Raw genomic sequence first — 24,469 nt, 5'->3', positions numbered from 1 at the left:
ATGAAAAAAGCTATTTTTGTTCTTTTTATTGTTTTTACAACAACTGTTCGAGCTCAATTTACACAAAGTATTTTTAGCAAAGACCCTGTAATTCATTTAGAGACTTGGCAACAACAACCTTTGTATTTTGGATTTTTCCTGGGCTTGAACTCCTATGATTTCAAATTCAAATACAAAGCCAATGTAATGGAAGATATACAGGTTCAAAAAACCACTGGATTTAATGTTGGATTGGTAGCCGATTTGAGATTACAGGAATATATTAATTTACGTTTTGAACCTGGATTGTATTATACCAAGAGAACATTAAATTATCCCGACAACTATTTTACCACTTTTATTCCTAATCCCTCAAACAAAATTAGAGAAGTTAATAGTACATACATCCACTTTCCTTTATTATTAAAATTCTCCGCTTTACGAACCGGTAATATTCGACCTTATTTACTGGGCGGTTTTTCAACCACATTGAATTTGTCGAGCAATTCAAAATCCCCAGACGATAATTTAGAACAACTATTTAGAGTAAAGGCATGGAGTCCCAATTATGAATTGGGATTTGGCATTGATGTATTTTCAGAATATTTTATTTTTTCTCCATCCATAAGAGGTGTCTTTGGACTTAATAATGAATTAATCCAAGATAATGATCCAGCAAGTCCCTGGACAAGTAACATCGAATCCATGCAAACAAGGGGATTGTTTGTCAATTTTACTTTTCATTAAAATCTAAAGTGTAGCGCGGCGAAACTCACTTAAAACAATTGCTGTTGCTGTTGCTACATTTAAACTTTCTGTTTTTTGAAGTGTTCCAAAACGCGGAATGGTTAATCTATTTTTTATAATTTTCTCTAAATCCGATGCGATTCCATTAGCCTCATTCCCCATTACAATAATTCCATCTTGAGGCAAATTACTGGTGTAAATATTCTCGCCCTCCATAAATGTTCCAAAAACAGCTAGCTTACTATTGGCAATATAATCATATAAATCAACATAAGTCACATTTACACGGGCAATAGAACCCATAGTTGCCTGAACTACTTTAGGGTTAAATACATCCACCGTTTCTTTGGAACAAATTAATTGTTGAATTCCAAACCAATCACACAAACGCAAGATGGTACCTAAATTTCCTGGATCCCGAATGTCATCTAATGCTACAATTAATCCCGATGAATTAATTGCTTTAACCTTAGGCATTTTAAAAACTGCCAAACAAGTATTGGGCGAAGCCAAAGCACTTATTTTCTTCAAATCGGCTTCAGACACAACAGTTTTCAATTTAGTGGGTACCGCTTCAAAATCGGATTGAGTGGTGTATAAATGATCCAATTCAAAATGTTCGTCTAACAATTCTTGAATTCCTTTAATCCCTTCAGCAATAAACAATTGATGCGTTTGTCTGTGTTTTTTTTGATGTAAACTGGATATAAGCTTTATTTGGTTTTTACTAACCATAAAAAAATGTACTTTTGAATTAAAATTTTAGAACCGTTGAAACATATTTTCACAAAAGTAACTGCATTTATTCTAATTGCAATATTTATTTCTGCTTGTAACGCTGTAAAAAGAGTTCCAAACGGTAAATTTTTGTTGACTAAAAACGAAATATTCGAGAATAACAAAGTGATTTCCGATGAAACTACGTTCAGTCAATTGTACCAAAAACCAAATAGTAAAATAGCTGGAATTCCGCTATTTTTGACATTCAATAATTGGGCAAAAGCCAAAATTGACTCTACTCATCAAGCAATACAAAATCCGGTTGCTACAAGTCCTACTTATAAACCGATAAACCAAAAAGGGAAATCGTTTTGGCAACATGGCATTTCTAATTTTTTAAAAAAAATTGGCGAGCCTCCGGTGATTTACGATCCGTTGAAAACCGAGAAGTCGGTATTGCGTTTATCATATTTCTATTTTAATAAAGGTTTTTTTGATGTCAAAATCAAATCTGTTTTTGACACCGTTGGTCTTAAAAAAGGCCGTGTCAATTATTATATAGAACCTGGTGTTGCTTACACAATTGATTCGGTATCTACTGAAATAGCAACGGTAGTTTTAGATTCATTGTACCAATCAACCCAATCCAATTCAATTATAAAACCTGGGAACAGATATAAAACGGAGGATTTTGAAAATGAAAAAAATAGAATCACAACTTTATTCCGAAATAGCGGTGCCTATGATTTTCAACCGAACAATGTTAGTTTTGATATTGACACTATTCAGAAAAAAAACAAAGCCAGCGTCCGATTAAAAATTGGCGATTACAATTACCAAAAGCAAGATGTAACTGTTACTGAGCCATTCAAATTATACAAAATAAGTGACGTTAGAATTTTTACCGATTATTCTGCAGCTGATGCAAAAGCAACTCTAACGGATAGCACAGAGTATAAGAATTTTAAATTGGTAAGCCGAAATAAACTCAAATACAAACCTTTTGCCATTACAGATGCTGTTTTTATCAACAAAGGAGGGTATTTCTCGGATACAAAAACCAATTTAACTAGTCGGTATTTAAGTAATCTAAAAATCTTTAATTACCCTTCTATTATTTACGAACAAGATAAAAGAGATAGTACAGCACAATCCCTAATTGCAAAGATTTATTTGACTCCAAAAAAGAAATACAGCTTTGGACAGTCACTAGATGTAACACACTCGAATATTCAAAATATTGGTATTAGTTTTAGCCCTTCTATTTCCATTCGAAACGTTTTTAATGGAGCCGAAACATTAGAGTTTTCGGGCAGAGCTAATGTGGGATCCTCCAAAGATTTTGCCAATCCAAATGACGTGTTTTTTAATGCCTCTGAACTTGGAGTAGATTTAAAACTAAATTTTCCAAGAATCGTAATGCCTTTTGCAACCGAGAAAATCATTCCAAAAAGCATGATTCCTTCCACCTTAATTACAACCGGCTATTCTACTCAAAAAAATATTGGATTAGACAAAGAAAATTTCATAGGTGCCATCAATTACAATTGGACCCCAAAAACCAACAGAACTGCACGATTTGATTTGTTTAATGTACAATTTGTTCGAAACTTAAATCCTAAGAATTACTATAATGTGTACTCTTCTTCGTATGCAGCGTTGAACACTTTAGCTAAAAATCCATCCTATCAAATTGGCGCTAATTTCTATGATGCCGATGGCAACTTAACAATTGAAAACGGAACCAATCAATTTATAAATAGCATCTTAACACAGGCTGTTCCCAGCTCCGTAACTGATTATTCCACTGTAAAAAGTATTGCAGAGAGACAATTTAGACTTACCGAAAATGATTTTATACTAGCTACCAATTTTAGCTATTCAACTACAACCAAAAAAGACTTAGCTGATAGCGATTTTTATCTTTTCAAAACTAAAATTGAATCTGCAGGTTCTATTCTGAGTTTGTTTGCTAATGCTACAAATTTGAATAAAAACACTTCCAATCGTTATGAGCTATTTAATTTAGAATATTCAGAATATATAAAAACAGAATTTGATTTTGTAAAATATTGGGATTTATCCAGAGAAAAAGTAATTGCTATTCGAGGCTTTTTTGGCATCGCAATACCTTTTGGGAATTCGGACAATATTCCTTTTTCAAGAAGTTATTATTCAGGAGGTTCCAATGATAATAGAGGTTGGAATCCGTATCGTTTAGGTCCTGGAAGTACAGGAGGAATCAATGATTTCAATGAAGCCAATATGAAATTAACCATCAGTGGGGAATTCCGATTTAAAATTTTAGGGAGCTTGAAAGGCGCCCTGTTTGCAGACGCAGGAAACATTTGGAATGTTCTAGACAATACGGTGGACCCTAAGGCAACATTTAAAGGATTGAAAGATTTAGAAAACATAGCACTAGGAACAGGATTTGGACTTCGCTATGATTTGAACTTTTTTGTGCTTCGCTTTGACTTAGGTTTCAAAACCTATAATCCAGCACAAAACAAAGATCGAAGATGGCTAAAAGATTGTAATTTCGGGCAGTCCGTATTAAATTTTGGAATAAATTATCCATTCTAATACTAATTAATTCTTATTTTTGCGAACTCAAACTAAAAACAACTAAAAACAATTACAATGTCACACAACATCAAACCAGGAGTTGCTACTGGAGATCAAGTACAAGAGATCTTTAATTATGCAAAAGAAAAAGGTTTTGCACTTCCTGCAGTTAACGTAACTGGATCAAGCACAATCAATGGAGTTATTGAAACAGCAGCTAAATTAAATGCGCCTGTTATTATTCAATTTTCTAATGGTGGGGCACAATTTAATGCTGGAAAAGGATTGTCTAATGCAAATGAGAAAGCAGCTATCGCTGGTGGAATTGCAGGAGCTCTTCATATTCATACATTAGCAGAAGCTTACGGAGCAACTGTAATTTTACACACAGATCACTGTGCTAAAAAATTATTACCTTGGATTGACGGTTTATTGGATGCCTCTGAAAAACATTTTGCTGCAACTGGAAAACCATTATTTTCTTCACATATGATTGACTTGTCAGAAGAGCCAATTGAAGAAAACATCGAAATCTGTAAAGAATACCTAGCTCGTATGAGCAAAATGGGAATGACATTAGAAATCGAATTAGGAATTACGGGTGGTGAAGAAGATGGTGTTGACAATTCTGATGTTGATAGTTCAAAATTATATACACAACCTGAAGAAGTAGCTTATGCTTATGAGGAATTATCAAAAGTAAGTCCTAAATTTACGATTGCTGCAGCTTTTGGAAACGTTCACGGGGTATACAAACCAGGTAACGTAAAATTAACTCCAAAAATCTTGAAAAATTCTCAAGACTTCGTACAAAACAAATTCAATACTGGAGCTAATCCAGTTGATTTCGTTTTCCACGGTGGATCTGGTTCTACATTAGAAGAAATTAGAGAGTCTATTGGATATGGTGTAGTTAAAATGAACATCGATACTGATTTACAATTTGCATATACTGAAGGAATTCGTGATTATATGGTTAAAAACATTGACTATCTGAAAACACAAATTGGTAACCCAGAAGGTGCTGATGTTCCTAACAAAAAATACTACGATCCAAGAAAATGGATTCGCGAAAGTGAAGTTACATTCAACACAAGATTAGAGCAAGCATTTGCTGACTTGAACAATGTAAACACTCTATAATTAACTTGACCATTGACAATTCAATGAATTGTCAATGGTTTATTATTTAGTACAACTATGGCTTGGTTTAAAAGACACGAAAAAGGCATTACTACTCCTACTGAAGACAAAATGGATGTTCCAAAAGGTCTTTGGTACAAATCTCCAACTGGAAAAATTATTGACGCAGAGGAATTAGCACGTAATTTATATGTGAGTCCTGAAGATGATTTTCACGTTAGAATTGGAAGTGAAACGTATTTCGAAATCTTATTTGACAATAATGAGTTTGTTGAATTAGATAAGAACATGACCTCAAAAGATTCATTGCATTTCGTAGATACCAAAAAGTATTCAGACCGTCTTAAAGATGTTACATCAAAGACAAAATTGAATGATGCGGTACGAACAGCTGTTGGAAAATCAAAAGGAAAAGAACTAGTAGTTTGTTGTATGGATTTTGCTTTTATTGGAGGATCTATTGGAGGTGTTGTGGGAGAAAAAATCGTAAGAGGAATTGACCATGCAATCCAAAACAAATTGCCTTTTGTAATGATATCAAAATCAGGTGGAGCTCGTATGATGGAAGCTGCATTTTCTTTAATGCAATTAGCCAAAACTTCGGTAAAATTAGTTCAATTAGCCGAAGCAAAATTACCCTATATCTCACTTTGTACAGATCCAACCACAGGTGGAACTACAGCCTCTTATGCTATGTTAGGAGATATCAACATCTCAGAACCAGGCGCATTGATTGGATTTGCAGGACCTCGTGTAGTTAGAGATACAACAGGAAAAGATTTGCCAGATGGATTTCAAACTGCTGAATTTCTTCTAGAGCATGGTTTCTTAGATTTTATCTCACCAAGAAAGGAATTGAAAGACAACATCAATCTTTATATCGATTTGATTCAAAACAACGATATTCGATAGTTGAAAATTTAAAATAAAAAGAAACCCCAAAAGGCAAATTGCATTTTGGGGTTTCTTTTTTTATTAGTTCTAAAATTGTTTTACATTCCTGTACGAATCGCTTCAACTGGATCTAGTTTTGAAGCGGTGATTGCAGGTAAAATTCCAGATATCAAACCAATCATTGCGGCTAATCCTGTACCTAAAAACACATTGCCCATACTTAATACAAACTCAAAGTCCATAGCTTTCGTTAAAACTATCGATATGATCCAAACCAAAAACAATCCTACAGCACCACCAATTACTGATAAAATAACGGCTTCAAATAAAAATTGAAACAAGATAAATCTATTTTTAGCACCAAGTGATTTTTGTATACCAATTAAATTGGTTCGTTCTTTTACAGATACGAACATGATATTGGCAATTCCAAAGCCACCCACTAACAAAGAAAATCCACTGATAATCCAACCTACTACATTCATTTGACCTACAATTCCATCAATCAAATCTGTAAATCCAGACAAGACATTGATAAAAAAATTGTCTATTTCATCAGTTTTCATTCCACGAAAGTTGCGCAATTTTTGAGTGAGTTCGGCTTTAAATGCATCCATATCAACCCCTTTTTCTGGTTTTACCAAAATTACTGGAGTTAAGGCATCATTGTTATCGCCATACATTCGTCTTAAAAAATTGACAGGAATAAAAACCGAAGTATCATTACTATCCCCAAAAATTCCAGCGCCTTGTTTTTTCAAAACACCAATTACCGTAAAACGTTGACCGTACAATCTAATGTTTTTGCCAATTGGATTGGCTCCTTCAAAAAGACCCGATGCTATTTCATTTCCTAAAACAATAACGGCCGAGCCAGAATTGGATTCCGATTCATTATAAAAACGACCTTCGTCAAATTCTAAACCTTCAATTTCTATAAATTCATGTGAAACTGGAACCACATTAATATCACTAACGGTTGCGGATTGGTATTTTACAGATTCTCTATTGACAAAAAATTGAAAAGCCATTTGATTGACATCATTCATTGAACCTTTTAAATATTCGTATTCATCATATTTAACGTTTGGAAATTGTTCTCTTTTCCATTGCGGAATTTCAGAGGGCCCAAAAGAAAAACGCATCAAATAAATGGTGTTTTTATCCAAACTACTCAAGTCTTTTTTGATTTTTCGGTCCAAAGAATCAACTGCAGCAAGTACTGCAATAATTGAAAAAATGCCTATAGTAACCCCTAATAATGAAAGCAAGGTCCTGAGTTTATTATTGCGCAAAGCATTCAATGCAAATCCAAAACTCTCTTTTAATAATCGAAGATATACTAGCATACTTTTTTTCTTTTGTAACAATGTAAAATTCAGTAAATTTTATTCAAAAACCTAATATAAATTAGTTGGAAGATAAGTGTATATATTTCTCAGAATGTTACAGCTTTAGATGGATATTTATAATCAAAAAAAAACTATTTTTGCACTTTAAAATTTTAACTACACAATGAGCACAACTAAATCGATTCAATCTGCATTAATTTCAGTATTTTCAAAAGACGGTCTTGAACCAATTGTAAGAAAATTGCATTCACAAAATGTAACCCTTTACTCTACAGGAGGAACCGAAGATTTCATCAAAAACCTAGGTATTCCTGTAATTCCTGTTGAAGATGTAACTTCTTATCCTTCAATCCTTGGTGGGAGAGTAAAAACATTACATCCAAAAGTTTTTGGAGGCATCTTAAACCGTCAAGATAATGAAAGTGATGTGCAACAAATGAAGGAATATGACATTCCTCAGATTGATTTAGTCATTGTTGACTTGTATCCGTTTGAAAAAACAGTTGCCTCTGGTGCTAGTGAAGCTGACATCATTGAAAAAATTGATATTGGTGGAATTTCATTGATTCGTGCCGCAGCCAAAAACTTCAAGGATACTGTTATTGTCGCTTCTGTTGACGATTATAGCTTGTTTTTAGATATGATTACGGCTCAAAATGGCGCTACAACATTGGAAGACAGAAAGCTTTTGGCAACCAAAGCATTTCACGTTTCTTCGCATTATGACGGTGCTATCTTTAACTATTTCAATACAGACGAAACTATTTATAAAGAAAGTATTGCCAATGGACAAGTATTGCGTTACGGAGAAAACCCACATCAAAAAGGATTTTTCTTTGGCGAATTTGACCAAATGTTCAACAAAGTTCATGGGAAAGAGTTGTCATACAACAACCTCCTTGATGTAGATGCTGCCGTAAATTTAATCGCAGAATTTAAAAACGACGGTCCTACATTTGCTATCCTAAAACACAATAATGCGTGTGGATTGGCCTCAAGAAAAACAATTAGCGAAGCCTACTTAGCGGCTTTGGCTTGTGATCCAACCTCTGCTTTTGGGGGAGTGTTAATCTCCAACACCAAAATAGATGTTGCAACCGCAACTGAAATCAACAAGTTGTTCTGCGAAGTAGTTATCGCACCTGCTTTTGATACAGAAGCCATCGCAATTTTAGAAGAAAAGAAAAACCGAATTATATTAGTTCAAAATGAGGTGGCTTTGCCACAAAGACAAGTTCGTACTTGCTTGAACGGGATTTTAGTTCAAGACAGAAATAACATTACCGATACCAAAGAAGATTTAAAAACCGTTACACTAACAGCTCCAACTGCCCAAGAAGTAGACGATTTAATTTTTGCATCTAAAGTGTGCAAAAACACCAAATCGAACACTATTGTTTTTGCTAAAAATGGCACACTTATCTCATCTGGAACAGGACAAACCTCTAGAGTTGATGCTTTAATGCAAGCAATTGACAAAGCCAATGCCTTTGGTTTTGACTTGAATGGAGCCTCTATGGCTAGTGATGCTTTCTTCCCATTTCCTGATTGTGTGGAATTGGCTAAAAAAGCAGGAATCACAGCTGTAATTCAACCTGGAGGATCTATTAAAGATCAGTTAAGTATTGACTATTGTAATGAAAATAAATTAGCAATGGTATTTACAGGAACACGTCATTTTAAACATTAATTTGTTTAACTTTGCTTGTTATTTAATTTTAAATTTAAAACCCAATTACGCTTATGGGATTTTTTGATTTCATGACCGAGGATATTGCAATCGACCTTGGTACCGCAAACACACTAATTATTCACAACGATAAAGTTGTTATAGATAGCCCTTCTATTGTAGCTAGAGATAGAATTTCTGGTAAAATCATTGCTGTTGGTAAAGAAGCCAACATGATGCAGGGTAAAACTCACGAAAACATAAAAACAATTCGCCCTCTTAAAGATGGAGTAATTGCTGATTTTGACGCTTCAGAGAAAATGATTAATATGTTTATTAAGAGTATTCCTGCGCTGAAAAAAAGAATGTTTACCCCTGCTTTACGTATGGTGGTTTGTATTCCATCAGGCATTACCGAAGTAGAGATGAGAGCGGTAAAAGAATCCTGCGAAAGAGTAAATGGTAAAGAAGTATATTTGATTCACGAACCTATGGCAGCAGCCATTGGTATTGGAATTGACATTATGCAACCTAAAGGAAATATGATTGTAGATATTGGTGGTGGTACTACCGAAATTGCAGTTATTGCTCTTGGCGGAATTGTTTGTGACAAATCAGTTAAAATTGCAGGGGATGTTTTTACAAACGACATCATCTATTATATGCGTACACAACACAACTTATTTGTTGGAGAAAGTACCGCAGAGAAAATTAAAATTCAAATTGGAGCCGCTTTAGAAGATTTAGAAACTGCTCCAGAAGATATGTCAGTTCAAGGACGTGATTTGTTAACTGGAAAACCTAAACAAGTAGAAGTTTCTCACCGAGAAATTGCTAAAGCATTGGATAAATCAATACAACGTATCGAGGATGCAATTATGGAAACCTTATCGCAAACACCTCCAGAATTAGCAGCCGATATTTACAATACAGGAATTTATCTTGCAGGTGGAGGATCGATGTTGCGCGGTCTTGACAAACGAATTTCTTTAAAAACTGATCTTCCAGTTTATATCGCAGAAGATCCTTTAAGAGCAGTAGTAAGAGGGACTGGTATGGCGCTTAAAAACATCAATAGATTTAAAAGCATCTTGATTAAATAGTCTTGTTCTAAAAGAGAAGTCATCAATAATACAATTATAAAATGCAGCAAATATTTACTTTTATATTTAAAAACAGTAATCGCTTACTGTTTTTGCTGCTTTTAGGTATTTCGTTATCACTCACCATTCAATCCCATTCATTTCATAGAAGTAAAGTGATTAGTTCTGCTAATTTCATGAGTGGTGGGGTATATGAAAAACTGAGCGAATTTGATGAATACTTGAATTTAAAATCTCAAAATGAGGCATTGGCACAAGAAAATGCCACATTAAAAAGTTTGTTATTTAACAGAAAAGATTCGACTGTTGTTGCCAAATTAGACAGTATCAAAGGAGTAAAACCTACTGATATTATTGTCTCCAAAGTAATTCACAATTCGTATAATGTTCACGAGAATTATCTCACTTTAAATTCTGGAGAACTCCAAGGGGTTAAACCTGATATGGGAGTAATTAATAGTTTAGGAATTGTTGGAATTGTCGACAATACTTCCCCTCGCTATGCTACAGTCATTAGTATTTTGAACAAAAAATCACAGATCAATGCCAAGGTTAAAAAATCAAACCATTTTGGTTCCTTGATATGGAATGGGAAGAGTACTGGATTTGTTCAATTGATTGATGTTCCAAGATTAGCTTCGGTAAGAAAAGGAGATACTATTGTAACTGGAGGTCAATCTGTAATTTTTCCTGAAAACATTAACATTGGTACCATTGATAAAGTATATATTGATAATGAAACGAATTATTATACTTTGGATATCAAATTATTCAATGATATGACTAACCTAGGTCATGTGTATATCATTAAAGGGAAAGACAGACAAGAGATTATGAATCTAGAAAAACGAGAAGAAGATGAATAGTAGTTTGTTTTTCAACCTTTTTAGATTTTTTATTTTACTTAGCCTTCAAGTTATTGTATTCAATAATATCAATTTGTTTGGTTTCATCAGTCCGTTCCCGTATATCTTGTTTATTATTTTATATCCGGTGAATGGAAATAAATCAGGCTTATTAGTGGCTAGTTTTCTGCTGGGAATTATCCTAGATATGTTTAGCAACTCCGGAGGAATTCATACCACAGCCAGTTTACTACTAGCTTATTTTAGACCCTCCATTTTTAAATTTGCTTTTGGTGTGAGTTACGAATACCAAACCATAAAACTAAATGATACACTAACTCCTGAACGGTTTTCATTTCTATTAGTAGCGGTTGTACTGCATCATTTAATCTTATTCATATTTGAAGCCTTCCAATTCAGTCTACTCTGGGATATTTTAATCCGAACCCTACTCAGTAGTATTGTTACCCTAACTATTTGCATTATTATAATCTACTTAATTAAGCCAAATAAGCGATGAGAAAAGTTTTGCTGCCTTCCTTAATCATTATTGCAGCATCCTTGCTGGTACTACGCATTTTTTATCTTCAAGTTATTGATGATTCATTTAAACTGAAATCAGATAACAACGCTATTAAAATTAAATACGACTATCCCGAAAGAGGCTATATATATGATAGAAACGGAAAATTATTAGTTTCTAATCAGGCTTCTTATGATATCATGGTTATTCCTAGAGAGATCAATAAATTAGACACCATTGAATTTTGTGAACTATTAAATATTACCAAAGAAGACTTTATCAAAAAAATCGAAAAAGCCAAGATCTATAGTCCTAGATTACCTTCTGTATTTTTAACACAATTAAACAAAATTGAATTTGCCGCTTTCCAAGAAAAAATTAGAAAATTTGAAGGCTTTTATTTTCAGAAACGTTCGCTCCGAGATTACGAAGTTAACTATGGAGCCAATATTTTTGGTTTTATTACCCAAGTAAATGAAAATTTGATTGCTAAAAATCCCTATTACAACAGCGGGGATTTAATTGGAAAACAGGGAGTTGAAGAAAGTTACGAGGAAATATTACGCGGAATTAAAGGAGTAAAATACATCCAAAAAGACAAATACAATAGAGAAATTGGTTCGTTCAAAGAAGGAAAATACGATACTATTGCTGTTCAAGGGGAAGACATCCATCTAAGTATTGATGCTGAAATTCAAAAATACGGCGAGGAATTAATGATCAATAAACGTGGCGGAATTGTAGCCATTGAACCTAAATCAGGAGAAATATTAGCCTTAGTAACCGCTCCATCTTACGATCCTTCTATCTTAGTTGGAAGACAACGTTCCAAAAATTATACCCTCTTATACCGAGATTCTATTGCTAAACCTTTATATGATAGAGGTCTTTTAGCTGAGTATCCTCCAGGGTCGCCCTTTAAAATTCTAACGGGTTTAGTAGCCTTACAAGAAGGCGTAATTAATGAACAAACTAGTGTAGCCTGTAATCATGGTTTCAGCTATGCAAGAGGGCGTTTTATGAGATGCCACTGCCATGGTGGAATGTTACAATTACATCGGGGTATATACGAATCCTGTAATGCATTTTTTGGGACTTCCTATATGAAAACCATTAATAAATATGTGAAACCAAGCTATGCGGTTGATGTTTGGAGTAATCATGTAAAAAGTTTCGGTTTAGGACAATTTATGGGTTATGATTTGCCCACAGGTCGAAAAGGAAATATTCCCGATTCAAAAACCTACAAACGCATTTATCCAAATGGTGGCTGGAGAAGTACCGCTATTGTTTCCAATGCAATTGGTCAAGGCGAAGTGTTAATGACGCCAATCCAATTAGCCAATATGATGGCTACAATTGCCAATAAAGGATACTATTACACCCCTCATATCATAAAAAAAATTGAAGGGAAACCTATTGACAAGAAATTCACAACCAAACACGTAACTACAATAAATAAAAAATATTTCAAACCAATTATTGACGGATTATTTGATGTGTATAATTTAGGAACAGCCTACCATCTTAAAGTAGAAGGAATTGATATTTGCGGAAAAACGGGTACAGCAGAAAATTTTGCAAAAATTGGAGGTGTCAGAACCCAATTGGAAGACCACTCTATATTTGTAGCCTTCGCACCAAAAGACAATCCGAAAATTGCTATTGCTGTAATGGTTGAAAACGGTGGATTTGGAGCCACCATAGCAGGTCCCATTGCCAGTTTAATGATTGAAAAATATCTTAGAAAAAAGATTACAAGAACTGACTTAGAAACTCGAATATTAAGCAAAAGCTTACAAGGTCAATATGCTAAATTGGGTGGTCTTTCAGAGACAGTAAAAAGAGAAATGAAAAAACAAGACTCCATTGTTCAAAGTAAAACGACAACTTCCAAGATAAATAAAGACACCGTTAAATCCATTAAAAAAGTTACACGTTAAGAATGAAAAACCAAAGTATAACGAATAATATTGACTGGAGTTCCGTAATTATTTATGGTGTTCTTGTCCTTTTAGGATGGTTGAATATTTACTCTTCTTCATTATCTTCTATGGAAGGTACTTCTGAAAAGCAATTTTTATTTATCATCTTTACTATACCTCTTATATTTATTGTTCTTTTTGTGGACGGAAAATTTTACGAAAAATATGCTTCTATCATATATGGAATATCTTTACTTTCACTCCTTGGACTTTTTGCTTTTGGTAAAACAATAGCTGGCCAACGGTGTTGGTATGGGTTTGGAAGTTTTACCTTACAACCCTCTGAATTTGCAAAAGCGGCAACTGCTTTGGCAATAGCCAAATATTTGAGCGATACACAAATTAACCTTTCGTATACCAATAGACAAATCCAAGCCTTAGCGATTGTTTGTCTACCCGTATTATTGATATTACCTCAACCCGATCCAGGTAGTGCCTTAATTTACAGTGCTTTCTTTTTAGTATTGTATCGTGAAGGTTTGCCTTCTTGGTACATTTGGACTGGGTTTTCAGCTATACTATTATTTGTCCTCACCTTACTCTTACAACCGCAATACGTAATTCTTTTAGCGCTATTAGTTATTGTAATTGTACATCTAAAATCCCGTTTAGCTGATCGAAATATAGTTTTAAGTGCCATTTTATTTACACTTATATCCGGTTTCGTTTTATCTGTAAATTATGTGTTCACCCATGTTTTCAAACAGCACCATAGAGACCGTTTCAATATTTTATTGGGTAAAACAGTCGATATGAAAGGTATTGGGTACAATACTAACCAATCTGAAATTGCTATAGGATCAGGTGGTTTTTTTGGGAAAGGATTCCTTGAAGGAACGCAAACTAAAGGTGGTTTTGTGCCAGAACAACATACCGATTATATTTTCACTACTGTTGGCGAAGAATGGGGGTTTTTAGGTTCGTTAGTCGTAATTGCGCTGTTTGTAATCCTTTTGTTACGAATTATTTACTTAGCTGAAAGACAAAAAACTAAATTTAGCCGAGTGTACGGCTATTGTGTAGCGGGAATCTTATTCATCCACTTTTTTGTTAATATTGCAATGGTTGTAGGTATTTTTCCAACAATTGGTGTGCCTTTACCTTTCTTTTCATATGGAGGATCCGGTTTATGGGGATTCACAATTTTGCTGTTTATCTTTTTAAAAATGGATGCCAATAAAGTGAACGAATGGTAATTTACTTCTAATACTATATATATAAAAAAAGCCTCCAAATGGAGGCGTTTTTTTTATTGTGTGAACTGATTTACGATTTAACTAAAGGATTTGTTTTTAGTTTAGGCGTTATCGGTTTTTTGATCACTTTTTTAGTTTGTAAATCTTCTAATACATTTAAAGCTTCTTCTACATAAATATCTTTAGCTAATTGCTCGTGCCAACGCTCTCTTTTCTCTTTAAGAGTAGCATCTTTACTCATTGCTTCCATTTCATAAGGCAATGATTTGAAATTAAAACTATTTTTATAATTCTGTAAGGGTTTGAACTTTTTAGCTTTCTCTTCAATTTGTTTTTGTGCCATTTTGAATTTATCTATATTCAAACTGTACTCATAATCATTACTACGACTATCAATCCATTTGGCATTATCTTCTACTAATTGGAACTGTTGATTTTGTGCAATTCTGTTTTTGCTGTTTGCAATAGCTTGACTAAAATTTTTGGAATTATTCCAAACACTATACTGGGCTGGATCGATTTTATCCCAAGGCATCGCATTATGCATATCGCGTTCCCCCATTTTAAGGTAGGCATAACGATCCGGCATCACAACATCGCTGCTTACTCCTTCTAATTGAGTCGAACCACCATTAATTCTGTAGAATTTTTGTGTAGTAGTTTTTAAAGCCCCTAAATCACCTACCGAACTACTTCTTACAAATTGGTTTAGGTCTATCACATTTTGAACGGTTCCTTTACCATAGGTTTGTTTACTTCCAATGATAATTCCACGTTTGTAATCTTGAATAGCAGCAGCCAGTATCTCAGAAGCTGAAGCAGAAAAACTATTAACCATGATTACTAATGGACCATCCCACTCTATTTTTTTATTACGATCGTATAAAACTTCTTTTCGTCTACCCGCTGATTTAATTTGTACAATAGGACCCTCTTCAATAAATAATCCTGCTATATCAACAACGGTTGACAAAGATCCTCCACCATCATCGCGAACGTCTAAAGCAATTCCATTTACCCCTTCTTTTTTCAATCTAGCTACTTCTAAGGCAATGTCTTTACCAGCATCTCTACCTTCTCTATTTTCAAAATCGATGTAAAACTTTGGCAAATAAATTACGCCATATTTTAATCCGTTTTTCTCTACAATACTTGATTTGGCATAAGTTTCTTCAATTTCAACAATATCTCTAATAATTGAAATTACTTTAATAGTTCCGTCAACTTTCTTAACTGTTAATCGTACTTCTGTTCCTTTAGTCCCTTTGATTTTTTTGACTACATCATCCAATCGCATTCCAACAACATCAATGGGCTCTTGATTGCCTTGGGCTACTTTGATTACGATGTCTCCGGCTTCCAATTGTTTCCCTCTCCAGGCTGGTCCTCCAGAAATCAATTCTGAAATCTCCGTATAATCGTTTTTCTTTTGCAAACGCGCGCCAATACCTTCCAGTTTACCACTCATGCTCACATCAAATCGCTCTTTTTCTTCAGCTGCCAAATAATTGGTATGCGGATCAAAACGACCCGTAACCGAATTCAAATACACTGAAAAATAATCATTTCGAGTCAAATCTTTGATAAACCCAAAATATTCATCCAATGATTTCAAAGAACTTTCTCGAGTCTCTTTTTCCAGTTCATCAAACGTCTTACTCTTTACTTTTTCAGCTACTGTAGTTTTTTTAGCATTTACATCTGCATCTTGAAAACCAACCTCTGAATTTATTGGGGCTGCCGCTTCTTTTAAATCTTTATCAATTTTCCCATTACTTTCTTGAATCTCCATACGGTCTACTAATGAAGACAAAGTAGATAATTTAATTTGCTTACGCCATCTTTCATTTAGTTCCGTAGCGTTTTTAGCATACGGCATTTTTTCGTAATCCGTATTAAATGATTCATCCGCTTTATAATCAAACGGTTTAGTCAAAACTGACTTATAAATAGACTTGCTTTCATCTATACGTTGCATCAAACGGGTATAAGTCAAATCAAAAAATGTCAAATCTTTGTTTAACAATTGATCGTCCAGTTCCAATTCGTATTTCGAAAATTCATCAATATCAGCTTGCAAGAAGAATCTTTTGGATGGATCCAAAGCCTCAATATAATCCTTGTAAACTCCTTTTGAAAATTCGTCATCCATTGTCGCTGGATTGTAATGTCCCTTCTCTAGAACAAAGGTCAATAACTCAATCAGCAACTTATCTTTCTCAGGATCAGAAGTTGAAGTAAAATTAGATTTAAAAGCGAGTAAGGATAAGGATACAAAGGTGACTACTAAAAGTAGTTTATAATTTCTTTTCATAAAGTTGGTAATGGTATTCATCCAGTTTTTTGTCTAAATTACAGCAAAAGTTATTTCAACAATGATGCGATGTACTTAATTTTTTGTTAAAGATATAAAATTGTTCTTTTTGATAAAGATTAATTGAATGAAGTTGGTATTTTTTGTTTTTCTTTGTTTCTAATTTTTAGATAAAATCTATCAAATACCAAAATTGGAAAGCCACTTGAAAAATAAAACAGACCTACTACTTGGATTTAGTATTGGAATAATCAGCGCTGTTTTTGGTTGTTTTTTATTTATTCAATTATTTACAAAATTTACCTTTAGTACCGGAATTGAGCTAATGAAAGCAGAAGGTAAATTAGGAAAAATTATCACTTTGGGTACCGTTTTAGATTTAGGAGTTTTTTGGGCCTTATTAAAGTTAAATAAAGAGTTCATGGCGCGAGGAGTTATTTTAGCCGTAATCGTACTTACTTTGATAACTCTATTGGTATAACATTTAGAACAAGATACACTGTTACAATGAAATATTACATTATTGCCGGAGAAGCATCAGGTGACTTACACGGATCCAATTTAATGAAGGCTTTATACCTAGAAGATCCGTCAGCTGAAATTCGTTTTTGGGGTGGCGACTTAATGCAATCTGTTGGCGGTACTTTGGTGAAACATTACAAAGAACTTGCTTTCATGGGTTTTATTGAAGTGGTATTCAATCTAAAAACTATTTTAAATAATATTAAAATTGCTAAAAAAGATATTCTTGAATTCCAACCGGATGTCATCATTTTTATTGATTATCCAGGATTTAATTTGCGAATTGCCAAATGGGCAAAATCGTTAAACATCAAAACCAACTATTATATATCGCCTCAAATATGGGCTTGGAAAGAAAACAGAATCACTGACATCAAGCGCGATGTGGATCAGATGTATGTGATTTTGCCTTTTGAAAAAGCGTTTTACGAAAACAAACACCACTATCCTGTACATTTTGTGGGACATCCTTTAATTGATGCCATACACAACCAACCCAAAGTGGACAATGCTACTTTTAGAAAAGAAAATCAATTAAACGACCTGCCCATTATTGCTATTTTACCAGGTAGCCGAAAACAAGAAATTACCAAAATGCTCTCTGTAATGTTGAGTGTTGTCAAAGATTTTCCGGATTACCAATTTGTGATTGCAGGTGCGCCAAGTCAGGAATTTTCATTTTACGAAAAATTCATTACCAATGACAATATCAAATTCATCTCGAATAAAACGTACTCCTTATTGCAAATTGCCACAGCTGCTTTAGTAACCTCTGGAACGGCCACTTTAGAAACCGCACTTTTTAAAGTTCCCGAAGTAGTATGCTACAAAGGAAGTTGGGCTTCTTACCAAATTGCCAAACGCATCATTACCTTAAAATACATTTCGTTAGTGAACCTTATCATGGATAAAGAAGTCGTAACCGAATTAATCCAAGACAACTGCAGTACAGTTCGCATCAAACAAGAATTAGCTAAAATTCTGGACCAACAACATCGCGACCAGCTATTAGACCAATATGACCAATTAGAACAGCAATTGGGAGGCATTGGCGCCAGTCAAAAAACGGCGCAGTTGATTGTAGTAAGTTTAAAGTAATTGTAAATTGTAATTCCAAAAAGCTTCCTGTCTTTTAAAGAAAGGAAGCTTTATTATTTTTAAACCTCTCGTTTGTAAATTTTTGTATTTTAGTACAATGAAAGTTTTGCAATTCCCCCTAGCAAGAGTTACATTGGTTTTTATTGTTGGTATTGTATTTACCTATTATACACAACCGAGTCCCCATCTTGTGTTCTCGTCCTTATTTATAGCTGCCCTATTTTCAGCTGTTGCTTATTTTTGGTGTACCCAAAAACCCCATCACAATCGTTATTTTGGTTTATCTATTTTCGGACTTGCTTTTGCTGTTGGCATGAGTACCCAAACCATTCATACTGACGCGTATCAAAAAAATCATTTTACTCAACTTCCGAACATTTTGGAGCAACCACATACCTTTACCATTGTCCTCAAAGAAAAATTAAAAAACACTGCAAATAATCAACGGTATGTAGCTTTGGTTAATCAAGTTGACTCAACTAAGTGCTCAGGGAAACTATTGTTGCACATTAATAAAGACCGTTTACATCATTCATTTATCATTGGCAACCGCCTTCAAATTCAAGGGAGTTTATATCCCAACATGGCGCCTAAAAACCCGTTTCAATTTGATTATGGCACGTATTTAAAAAACAAACAAATCTACGGTCAGCTCTATACTAATGCTACTCAAATCAAAAAAAGTTTTCTTATTGAAAAAGATATTTGGTATTATGCTGCTCGTATTCGCAATTCCATCATAGATAATTTAAAAAAAGATGGTTTTAAAGCTACCGAACTGAATGTGGCAGTAGCGTTACTTCTTGGTCAACAACAAGACATTGACCCGGAAATAATTAAAGATTATCAATTTGCGGGAGCAGTTCATATTCTTTCTGTTTCAGGCTTGCACATTGGTTTTGTTTTGCTGTTTGTTACTTTCATACTTAAACCTGTTCCTAACAACAAAAAAGGTTCTTTGTTACAGTTGATTGTCATATTGTATTCACTTTGGCTATTTGGAATTCTAGCCGGTTTAGCGCCTTCGGTAGTACGATCTGTAACGATGTTTTCATTTGTAGCCATAGGACAACACCTTCGCCGAAGCGTAAATAGGTACCACACTTTATTAGTGTCGATTTTACTCATTTTATTAGTACAACCTGGATTCCTATTTGATGTAGGATTTCAGTTAAGTTATTTGGCGCTATTTTTCATTTTGTGGTTTCATCCACTGTTGTCCCGTCTTTGGGAACCCAAAAACAAAATTTTGAAATATATCAGAGATATTTTAAGCGTTTCTTTTGCCGCACAAATTGGCACTCTCCCTTTGAGTTTGTATTATTTTCATCAATTTCCGGGTCTATTTTTTATAACCAATTTAGCTATCATTCCCCTAACAGGATTTATTATGGGATTAGGAGTGGTCGTTATGATCCTGGCTTATTTTGACCTATGCCCGAACTACTTGTCCAAGGCTCTCGAATGGTGTTTGTTTGTCATTGACAAAATCATTCATACCATTGCTTCATTCGAACAGTTTATCATCAAAGATATTCCATTCAACTCCGTATTTCTTTTAGGAAGCTATATGCTAATTATAAGTAGTATTCTTTGGTTTGAAAAAAGAAGATTTCAGCGAATGATTGCTATTTTAGTTTCGGTTATATTTATTCAAATTGCTTTGTTATGGAATAAATATGATAGCACAAATCAACGAGAATGGATTGTCTTTAATTCGAATAAAAACACCTTCATTACCGAACGTATCGGAACTAAAGTTACTATTTTTGCCAACGATAGCCTTTTGAAGATTGGTGTAAAAAACCAAATACTCAATAACTATTTAGTGGGAAATTTTAGTCATTTGGCTGCAGCCAAAAAAATAAAAAATACTGCATTTTTTAAAGGCCATACCATTCTTATTATAGATAGCATAGGAATATATCCCAAACAGCAACAAGCAGATATCCTAGTCCTAACTCAGTCACCAAAAATTAATCTGGATCGACTAATTCAAATAAATCATCCTAAAGAAATTGTTGCCGATGCTACCAATTATAAATCCTTTCAAGAAAGATGGAAAGCTAGTTGCTTAAAAGCAAAAATCCCTTTTCACTCTACTAGTGAAAAGGGATTTTATATACTGAATTAAATCCTTTATTTTTTCTTCAAAATACCATTGGCAACTCCCAACCAAGCAGAAGGTCCTCCTGAAACATATCCTGTATTTCCTAAAGAATTAAAGTTAATTTTTCCTTTGGTCTCTGTAACGGTTGCAAAATGAACGGTAGGATATCCTTGAATCCCAAAAATTTGTTGCAACTGACTATTTTGCTGTTTGATTTCGTTGGTTTGAGGTTTACTTCTTGGATAATCCAATTCGACTAATACGACATTTTGTTTTGCCCAAGTAGAAAATTCTGGGGTTTTCAATACTTCTTTTTGCAAACGAATACACCATCCACACCAATCACTACCTGTAAAAAACAACAACATTGGTTTTTTTGTTTTCTTGGAAACTTCAATAGCTTTATTGACATTAGTTTCCCAATATAATTCTTGTGCTTGAACGGAAATAGCTCCCAATACAAATACTAAAGCGATAATTATTTTTTTCATTTTGTTGTATTTTATTATGAATTCAAAATTAGTGATTTATTTTACGTCCTGCATTAATTTTTTTACTAAGGGTGTAATTGCAATTAAAAAAATTCCAGCAATTATTGAATAAATAGCCAATTGATAGTAGCCTTCGGTATACGATTGTAATTTGGATATCAAGGTATTTCCTGTATCTGAATTTGACATGGCAGCTCCAAGTTTTCCTGCGGCTAATTGGCCAAAAGCACTCGCCAAAAACCACAATCCCATCATCATTCCAAAGAGGCGTTTAGGTGATAACTTTGTAATAATTGACATGCCAATGGGGCCTAAACATAATTCACCAATGGTAGTGACTAAATAGGCAAAAGTAAATACATTCAAAGAAGTTATGCCATTCCCATTAGCGAAAAAACGGGTGAGGTAAAAAATATAGAAAGAAGCTCCAAGAAACAAAAACCCAATACCAAATTTTACAATTGTATTTGGTTCTATTTTTTTCTTAGCTAACCACAACCACAATAATCCTATAAGCGGACTCAATACAATTACAAAAAAAGTATTGGAACTATTATTGACTACATTGGGGTCAATATGAAAAAATAGCACGTTATTATCTAGATTGTCTTTAGCGAAAAGAGAGAGCGATCCACCGCTTTGCTCGTAAATTGCATTAAATAAAAAATAAAAGAAAATAAACAAGAAGGCTGCAATTAACTTTTTTTGCAAGCCGATATTCTTCAAATTCACCGTTTCAATTATAAAATATAAAATAGCAATAATACCAATGCTGTACATAAAGTAATCTGTGTAATCGGTATTTTTTACCATTAAAAAAATCAATGGAATACTCAACAAGGAACCAACATATACGGCAATTTCTCTCCATTTTCTTTCCCCTGAATTTAAATTAGATAAAGGAGAATCGCCTATAGGGCCCAACTGTTTTTTGGTCAATAAAAAAGTAATTAACCCTAAAAACATCACAATTGCTGCCGATAAAAAACACCATTGCCAAGAATAATATTTTCCTAAATAGATACACAAAGCACCTCCTAAGAGTCCGCCCACATTAATACCAGCATAAAACATTCCGTAACCAGCATCGCGTCGGTTATCATTTTCATGATACAACTCCCCCACCATCGAAGAAATATTGGGTTTGAAAAAACCGGTTCCAATAATAGAAAATGCAATGCCGTAATAGAATAAGGTAGTTGGAGAAAAAGCAATTAATAAATTGCCTAAAATCATCACAATTCCTCCGAACAATAATGATTTTTTGAATCCTAAAATTTTGTCAGCAAAAATACCTCCAATAAAAGTAAAAGCATAAACAAAGGCTTGTATAGCGCCATATTGTAGATTTGCCGCTTCGTCTTTCAATAGCAATTGGTCGACCATAAAGTACGTCAAAACCCCACGCATTCCATAAAAACAGAAGCGCTCCCACATTTCTACTAAAAACAAATACCATAATTGCTTGGGGTATTTGCCTTCAAAGTTTTGTATTTTTTCTAAGGTTAAATTATCGGATACCATGCATCATTTTTTTCAAAAAAGGTGTCAAGGCAAATAATATTACAGAAGCAATTCCAGTCAACACCACAAATACCATAAAGAATTCAAATAGATTATGAATTTCAAAACCAGCAAAAATTGGATTGTGATCGCTAATTTGATTATCAGCTAATAATTTCAATTGCTCTGCAGTTGGTGTGATTTTTTTATCCAAAATAGGTTGTAAGTCAATTCCTAATGCCTTCGCTTTATCAAATTTATCTCCAGTAGCTGGTAAGATAGAACCCAAAGTTCCTCCTAAAGCGTAACCGGAAGCATTAGACAAAAAGAAAACACCATATAGTAAAGACGCAAAACGTTTTGGCGACAGTTTACCCACTAATGACAATCCAATTGGCGACAAGCACAACTCTGCACAAGTATTTAAAAAATACAATAAAATCAACCATTTAACGGCTAACAAACCTGAAGTGCCTAAGCCTTTCACTTGATTCGCAATCATGAAGAAACTTACTGTGATCAAAAATAATCCTAAAGCCAATTTAAAAGGTGAGATTGGTTCTTTTTCTTTAGCTCTTAATCTGTCCCATAACATACTGAATGGCACAGCTAAAATAACTACGAAAAGTCCATTGAAAATTTGCACCATAGAAGCCGGCATTTGCCAACCCAACATAAAAGTTCTATCGGTTTGATTATCGGCAATAAACGTTAAAGAAGAACCTGCTTGTTCAAAAGCTGCCCAGAAGAAAATAATAAAAAACGAAACAATGTAAATCACAAGGATTCGGTCTCTTTCAATTTTAGTTAACGAACTATCGGACAAAATCAATCCTGCTAATGTAATCCCACTGGCATAGATAATAGGATAAATAATAGTTTTTACCACATTATCTCCGTCCACTGAAAAATGGAACAACAAGAATAATCCCGCAAAACAAGCTAATGCTACTGCTAAAGCAGTTGGAGTAAATACTGCTTTTTGTGCCTCTCCTTCTTCATAATCTGAGGATTCATTTTTAGAAGGCAAGCCTCCTAATGGTTTCCCTTCTGGCGAAACCACATATTTGTTTTTCAAAAAGTAGAACAAAATAGTTCCTAAAAGCATCGCAATTGAAGCAGCAAGAAACCCCCATTTAAAAGCGTGAATATCTCTAATTCCAGCAGAATCTTTCACATCTCCTAACAACGGACAAATGGATTGTCCTAAGAAAGCCCCAATATTAATACCCATATAAAAAATAGTGAAAGCCGTATCCAATTTATTTTTTTCTTGTTTTGGATACAAACTCCCCACCATACTAGAAATATTAGGCTTGAAGAATCCATTACCAAAAATAATCGCTCCCAAACCACCGTACATGATGGTAGTAGCCAAAGGTAGATTTTCTCCGAAAACACTGGCACTGGTAAACAACAATAACTGACCCACTGCCATAATCAATCCGCCCAACATAATACAGTTCCTATTGCCTAAGAATCGATCGGCTATAAAACCTCCCAACATAGGCGTCAAATAACAAAGACCCAAGAAACCTCCATAAATTAAAGAAGCATCTTCTTCTTTCATTACTAAAGAATTCACAAGGAAAAGCACTAATAAAGTTCGCATCCCGTAGAAATTGAATCGTTCCCACATTTCTGTTCCAAACAAAACCCAAAGTCCTTTTGGATGTGCTGTTTTCGATTGAGTTGCTGTCATAATTC

General features: G+C 34.1%; 19 protein-coding genes. 13 read left to right on the top strand and 6 right to left on the bottom strand.

The genetic code is table 11. The annotated features are described in order from the left end of the window. Positions 1 to 726: a type IX secretion/gliding motility protein PorT/SprT gene (gene porT, locus LPC21_RS04290; RefSeq protein WP_229318272.1), complete on the top strand. Its 726-nt coding sequence runs from the start codon at positions 1 to 3 to the stop codon at positions 724 to 726. A gap of 3 nt (positions 727 to 729) precedes the next feature. Here porT and LPC21_RS04285 read toward each other — a convergent pair whose 3' ends face one another. Continuing rightward, on the bottom strand, positions 730 to 1,461 hold the full coding sequence (locus LPC21_RS04285) for a TrmH family RNA methyltransferase (protein ID WP_229318271.1): 732 nt from the start codon (positions 1,459 to 1,461) through the stop codon (positions 730 to 732). Positions 1,462 to 1,497: 36 nt separating this feature from the next. On the opposite strand from LPC21_RS04285, the gene tamL reads away from it, so the two are divergent. From tamL to accD, 3 genes are read left to right on the top strand one after another with little or no spacing between them, the layout of a single operon-like run. Beyond that, entirely contained in the window at positions 1,498 to 4,032 is a 2,535-nt protein-coding gene (gene tamL / locus LPC21_RS04280; RefSeq protein ID WP_229318270.1) for a translocation and assembly module lipoprotein TamL, read from the top strand. 57 nt (positions 4,033 to 4,089) lie between these two features. Beyond that, on the top strand, positions 4,090 to 5,157 hold the full coding sequence (fbaA, locus tag LPC21_RS04275; RefSeq protein ID WP_229318269.1) for a class II fructose-bisphosphate aldolase: 1,068 nt from the start codon (positions 4,090 to 4,092) through the stop codon (positions 5,155 to 5,157). Between the two features lie 57 nt (positions 5,158 to 5,214). Then, positions 5,215 to 6,069 carry an acetyl-CoA carboxylase, carboxyltransferase subunit beta gene (gene accD, locus LPC21_RS04270; RefSeq protein WP_229318268.1) on the top strand — a complete coding sequence of 285 codons (855 nt, stop codon included), beginning with the start codon at positions 5,215 to 5,217 and terminating at the stop codon, positions 6,067 to 6,069. 80 nt (positions 6,070 to 6,149) lie between these two features. Here accD and LPC21_RS04265 read toward each other — a convergent pair whose 3' ends face one another. Beyond that, the gene (locus tag LPC21_RS04265; protein ID WP_229318267.1) at positions 6,150 to 7,400 is read right to left on the bottom strand and encodes an ABC transporter permease; all 1,251 of its coding nucleotides are present in this window, start codon (positions 7,398 to 7,400) and stop codon (positions 6,150 to 6,152) included. 166 nt (positions 7,401 to 7,566) lie between these two features. On the opposite strand from LPC21_RS04265, the gene purH reads away from it, so the two are divergent. The 6 genes from purH to rodA are packed head-to-tail and all read left to right on the top strand — an operon-like array spanning position 7,567 to position 14,724. Further along, a complete protein-coding gene (gene purH, locus LPC21_RS04260; RefSeq protein WP_229318266.1) occupies positions 7,567 to 9,093 on the top strand; it encodes a bifunctional phosphoribosylaminoimidazolecarboxamide formyltransferase/IMP cyclohydrolase in 1,527 nt (508 codons plus the stop codon). A 53-nt stretch (positions 9,094 to 9,146) separates the two neighbouring features. After that, positions 9,147 to 10,175, top strand: coding sequence for a rod shape-determining protein (locus LPC21_RS04255; protein ID WP_229318265.1), 1,029 nt, complete (start codon positions 9,147 to 9,149; stop codon positions 10,173 to 10,175). 41 nt (positions 10,176 to 10,216) lie between these two features. Next, entirely contained in the window at positions 10,217 to 11,041 is an 825-nt protein-coding gene (mreC, locus tag LPC21_RS04250) for a rod shape-determining protein MreC (protein ID WP_229318264.1), read from the top strand. Continuing rightward, positions 11,034 to 11,540, top strand: a complete 507-nt coding sequence (locus LPC21_RS04245; protein WP_229318263.1) for a rod shape-determining protein MreD — start codon at positions 11,034 to 11,036, stop codon at positions 11,538 to 11,540. Before mreC ends, LPC21_RS04245 begins: the two co-directional genes overlap by 8 nt. After that, on the top strand, positions 11,537 to 13,486 hold the full coding sequence (gene mrdA, locus LPC21_RS04240; RefSeq protein WP_229318262.1) for a penicillin-binding protein 2: 1,950 nt from the start codon (positions 11,537 to 11,539) through the stop codon (positions 13,484 to 13,486). Before LPC21_RS04245 ends, mrdA begins: the two co-directional genes overlap by 4 nt. 2 nt (positions 13,487 to 13,488) lie before the next feature. After that, positions 13,489 to 14,724 (top strand): rod shape-determining protein RodA, encoded by a 1,236-nt coding sequence (rodA, locus tag LPC21_RS04235; RefSeq protein WP_229318261.1) that lies wholly within the window; start codon positions 13,489 to 13,491, stop codon positions 14,722 to 14,724. A gap of 70 nt (positions 14,725 to 14,794) precedes the next feature. On the opposite strand, the gene LPC21_RS04230 is transcribed toward rodA, so the two are convergent. Continuing rightward, positions 14,795 to 17,059, bottom strand: coding sequence for a carboxy terminal-processing peptidase (locus LPC21_RS04230; protein WP_229318260.1), 2,265 nt, complete (start codon positions 17,057 to 17,059; stop codon positions 14,795 to 14,797). Positions 17,060 to 17,243: 184 nt separating this feature from the next. Between LPC21_RS04230 and LPC21_RS04225 the strand changes: the two genes are divergently transcribed. The 3 genes from LPC21_RS04225 to LPC21_RS04215 all read left to right on the top strand — a co-directional run bounded on the left by LPC21_RS04225 (position 17,244) and on the right by LPC21_RS04215 (position 20,792). Beyond that, entirely contained in the window at positions 17,244 to 17,519 is a 276-nt protein-coding gene (locus LPC21_RS04225; protein ID WP_229318259.1) for a hypothetical protein, read from the top strand. 26 nt (positions 17,520 to 17,545) lie between these two features. Beyond that, complete coding sequence (gene lpxB / locus LPC21_RS04220) at positions 17,546 to 18,658, top strand: lipid-A-disaccharide synthase (RefSeq protein ID WP_229318258.1); 1,113 nt, start codon at positions 17,546 to 17,548, stop codon at positions 18,656 to 18,658. Positions 18,659 to 18,755: 97 nt separating this feature from the next. Further along, positions 18,756 to 20,792, top strand: a complete 2,037-nt coding sequence (locus tag LPC21_RS04215; RefSeq protein ID WP_229318257.1) for a ComEC/Rec2 family competence protein — start codon at positions 18,756 to 18,758, stop codon at positions 20,790 to 20,792. Between the two features lie 5 nt (positions 20,793 to 20,797). Here the strand turns inward: LPC21_RS04215 and LPC21_RS04210 are convergent, their stop codons facing one another. Genes LPC21_RS04210 through LPC21_RS04200 form a run of 3 tightly spaced genes read right to left on the bottom strand, consistent with a single transcriptional unit; the run spans position 20,798 to position 24,464 of the window. Continuing rightward, positions 20,798 to 21,259, bottom strand: a complete 462-nt coding sequence (locus LPC21_RS04210; RefSeq protein WP_229318256.1) for a thioredoxin family protein — start codon at positions 21,257 to 21,259, stop codon at positions 20,798 to 20,800. A gap of 36 nt (positions 21,260 to 21,295) precedes the next feature. Next, positions 21,296 to 22,783 (bottom strand): peptide MFS transporter, encoded by a 1,488-nt coding sequence (locus tag LPC21_RS04205; protein WP_229318255.1) that lies wholly within the window; start codon positions 22,781 to 22,783, stop codon positions 21,296 to 21,298. After that, complete coding sequence (locus tag LPC21_RS04200) at positions 22,770 to 24,464, bottom strand: peptide MFS transporter (protein ID WP_229318254.1); 1,695 nt, start codon at positions 24,462 to 24,464, stop codon at positions 22,770 to 22,772. The genes LPC21_RS04205 and LPC21_RS04200 overlap by 14 nt, the downstream gene beginning before the upstream one ends. Positions 24,465 to 24,469 lie beyond the last annotated feature (5 nt).

Origin of the sequence: Flavobacterium ammoniigenes, assembly GCF_020886055.1 — a bacterium.
GTDB classification, from domain to species: Bacteria; Bacteroidota; Bacteroidia; order Flavobacteriales; family Flavobacteriaceae; genus Flavobacterium; species Flavobacterium ammoniigenes.
This window is presented reverse-complemented; position numbering and strand designations above follow the sequence as displayed.

Bases quoted from the DNA above. Each gene is read 5' to 3' on its own strand.
- porT (WP_229318272.1), top strand. From the start codon at position 1: ATGAAAAAAGCTATTTTTGTTCTTTTTATTGTTTTTACAACAACTGTT.
- LPC21_RS04285 (WP_229318271.1), bottom strand. From the start codon at position 1,461: ATGGTTAGTAAAAACCAAATAAAGCTTATATCCAGTTTACATCAAAAA.
- fbaA (WP_229318269.1), top strand. From the start codon at position 4,090: ATGTCACACAACATCAAACCAGGAGTTGCTACTGGAGATCAAGTACAA.
- accD (WP_229318268.1), top strand. From the start codon at position 5,215: ATGGCTTGGTTTAAAAGACACGAAAAAGGCATTACTACTCCTACTGAA.
- LPC21_RS04265 (WP_229318267.1), bottom strand. From the start codon at position 7,400: ATGCTAGTATATCTTCGATTATTAAAAGAGAGTTTTGGATTTGCATTG.
- purH (WP_229318266.1), top strand. From the start codon at position 7,567: ATGAGCACAACTAAATCGATTCAATCTGCATTAATTTCAGTATTTTCA.
- LPC21_RS04255 (WP_229318265.1), top strand. From the start codon at position 9,147: ATGGGATTTTTTGATTTCATGACCGAGGATATTGCAATCGACCTTGGT.
- mreC (WP_229318264.1), top strand. From the start codon at position 10,217: ATGCAGCAAATATTTACTTTTATATTTAAAAACAGTAATCGCTTACTG.
- LPC21_RS04245 (WP_229318263.1), top strand. From the start codon at position 11,034: ATGAATAGTAGTTTGTTTTTCAACCTTTTTAGATTTTTTATTTTACTT.
- mrdA (WP_229318262.1), top strand. From the start codon at position 11,537: ATGAGAAAAGTTTTGCTGCCTTCCTTAATCATTATTGCAGCATCCTTG.
- rodA (WP_229318261.1), top strand. From the start codon at position 13,489: ATGAAAAACCAAAGTATAACGAATAATATTGACTGGAGTTCCGTAATT.
- LPC21_RS04230 (WP_229318260.1), bottom strand. From the start codon at position 17,059: ATGAATACCATTACCAACTTTATGAAAAGAAATTATAAACTACTTTTA.
- lpxB (WP_229318258.1), top strand. From the start codon at position 17,546: ATGAAATATTACATTATTGCCGGAGAAGCATCAGGTGACTTACACGGA.
- LPC21_RS04215 (WP_229318257.1), top strand. From the start codon at position 18,756: ATGAAAGTTTTGCAATTCCCCCTAGCAAGAGTTACATTGGTTTTTATT.
- LPC21_RS04210 (WP_229318256.1), bottom strand. From the start codon at position 21,259: ATGAAAAAAATAATTATCGCTTTAGTATTTGTATTGGGAGCTATTTCC.
- LPC21_RS04205 (WP_229318255.1), bottom strand. From the start codon at position 22,783: ATGGTATCCGATAATTTAACCTTAGAAAAAATACAAAACTTTGAAGGC.
- LPC21_RS04200 (WP_229318254.1), bottom strand. From the start codon at position 24,464: ATGACAGCAACTCAATCGAAAACAGCACATCCAAAAGGACTTTGGGTT.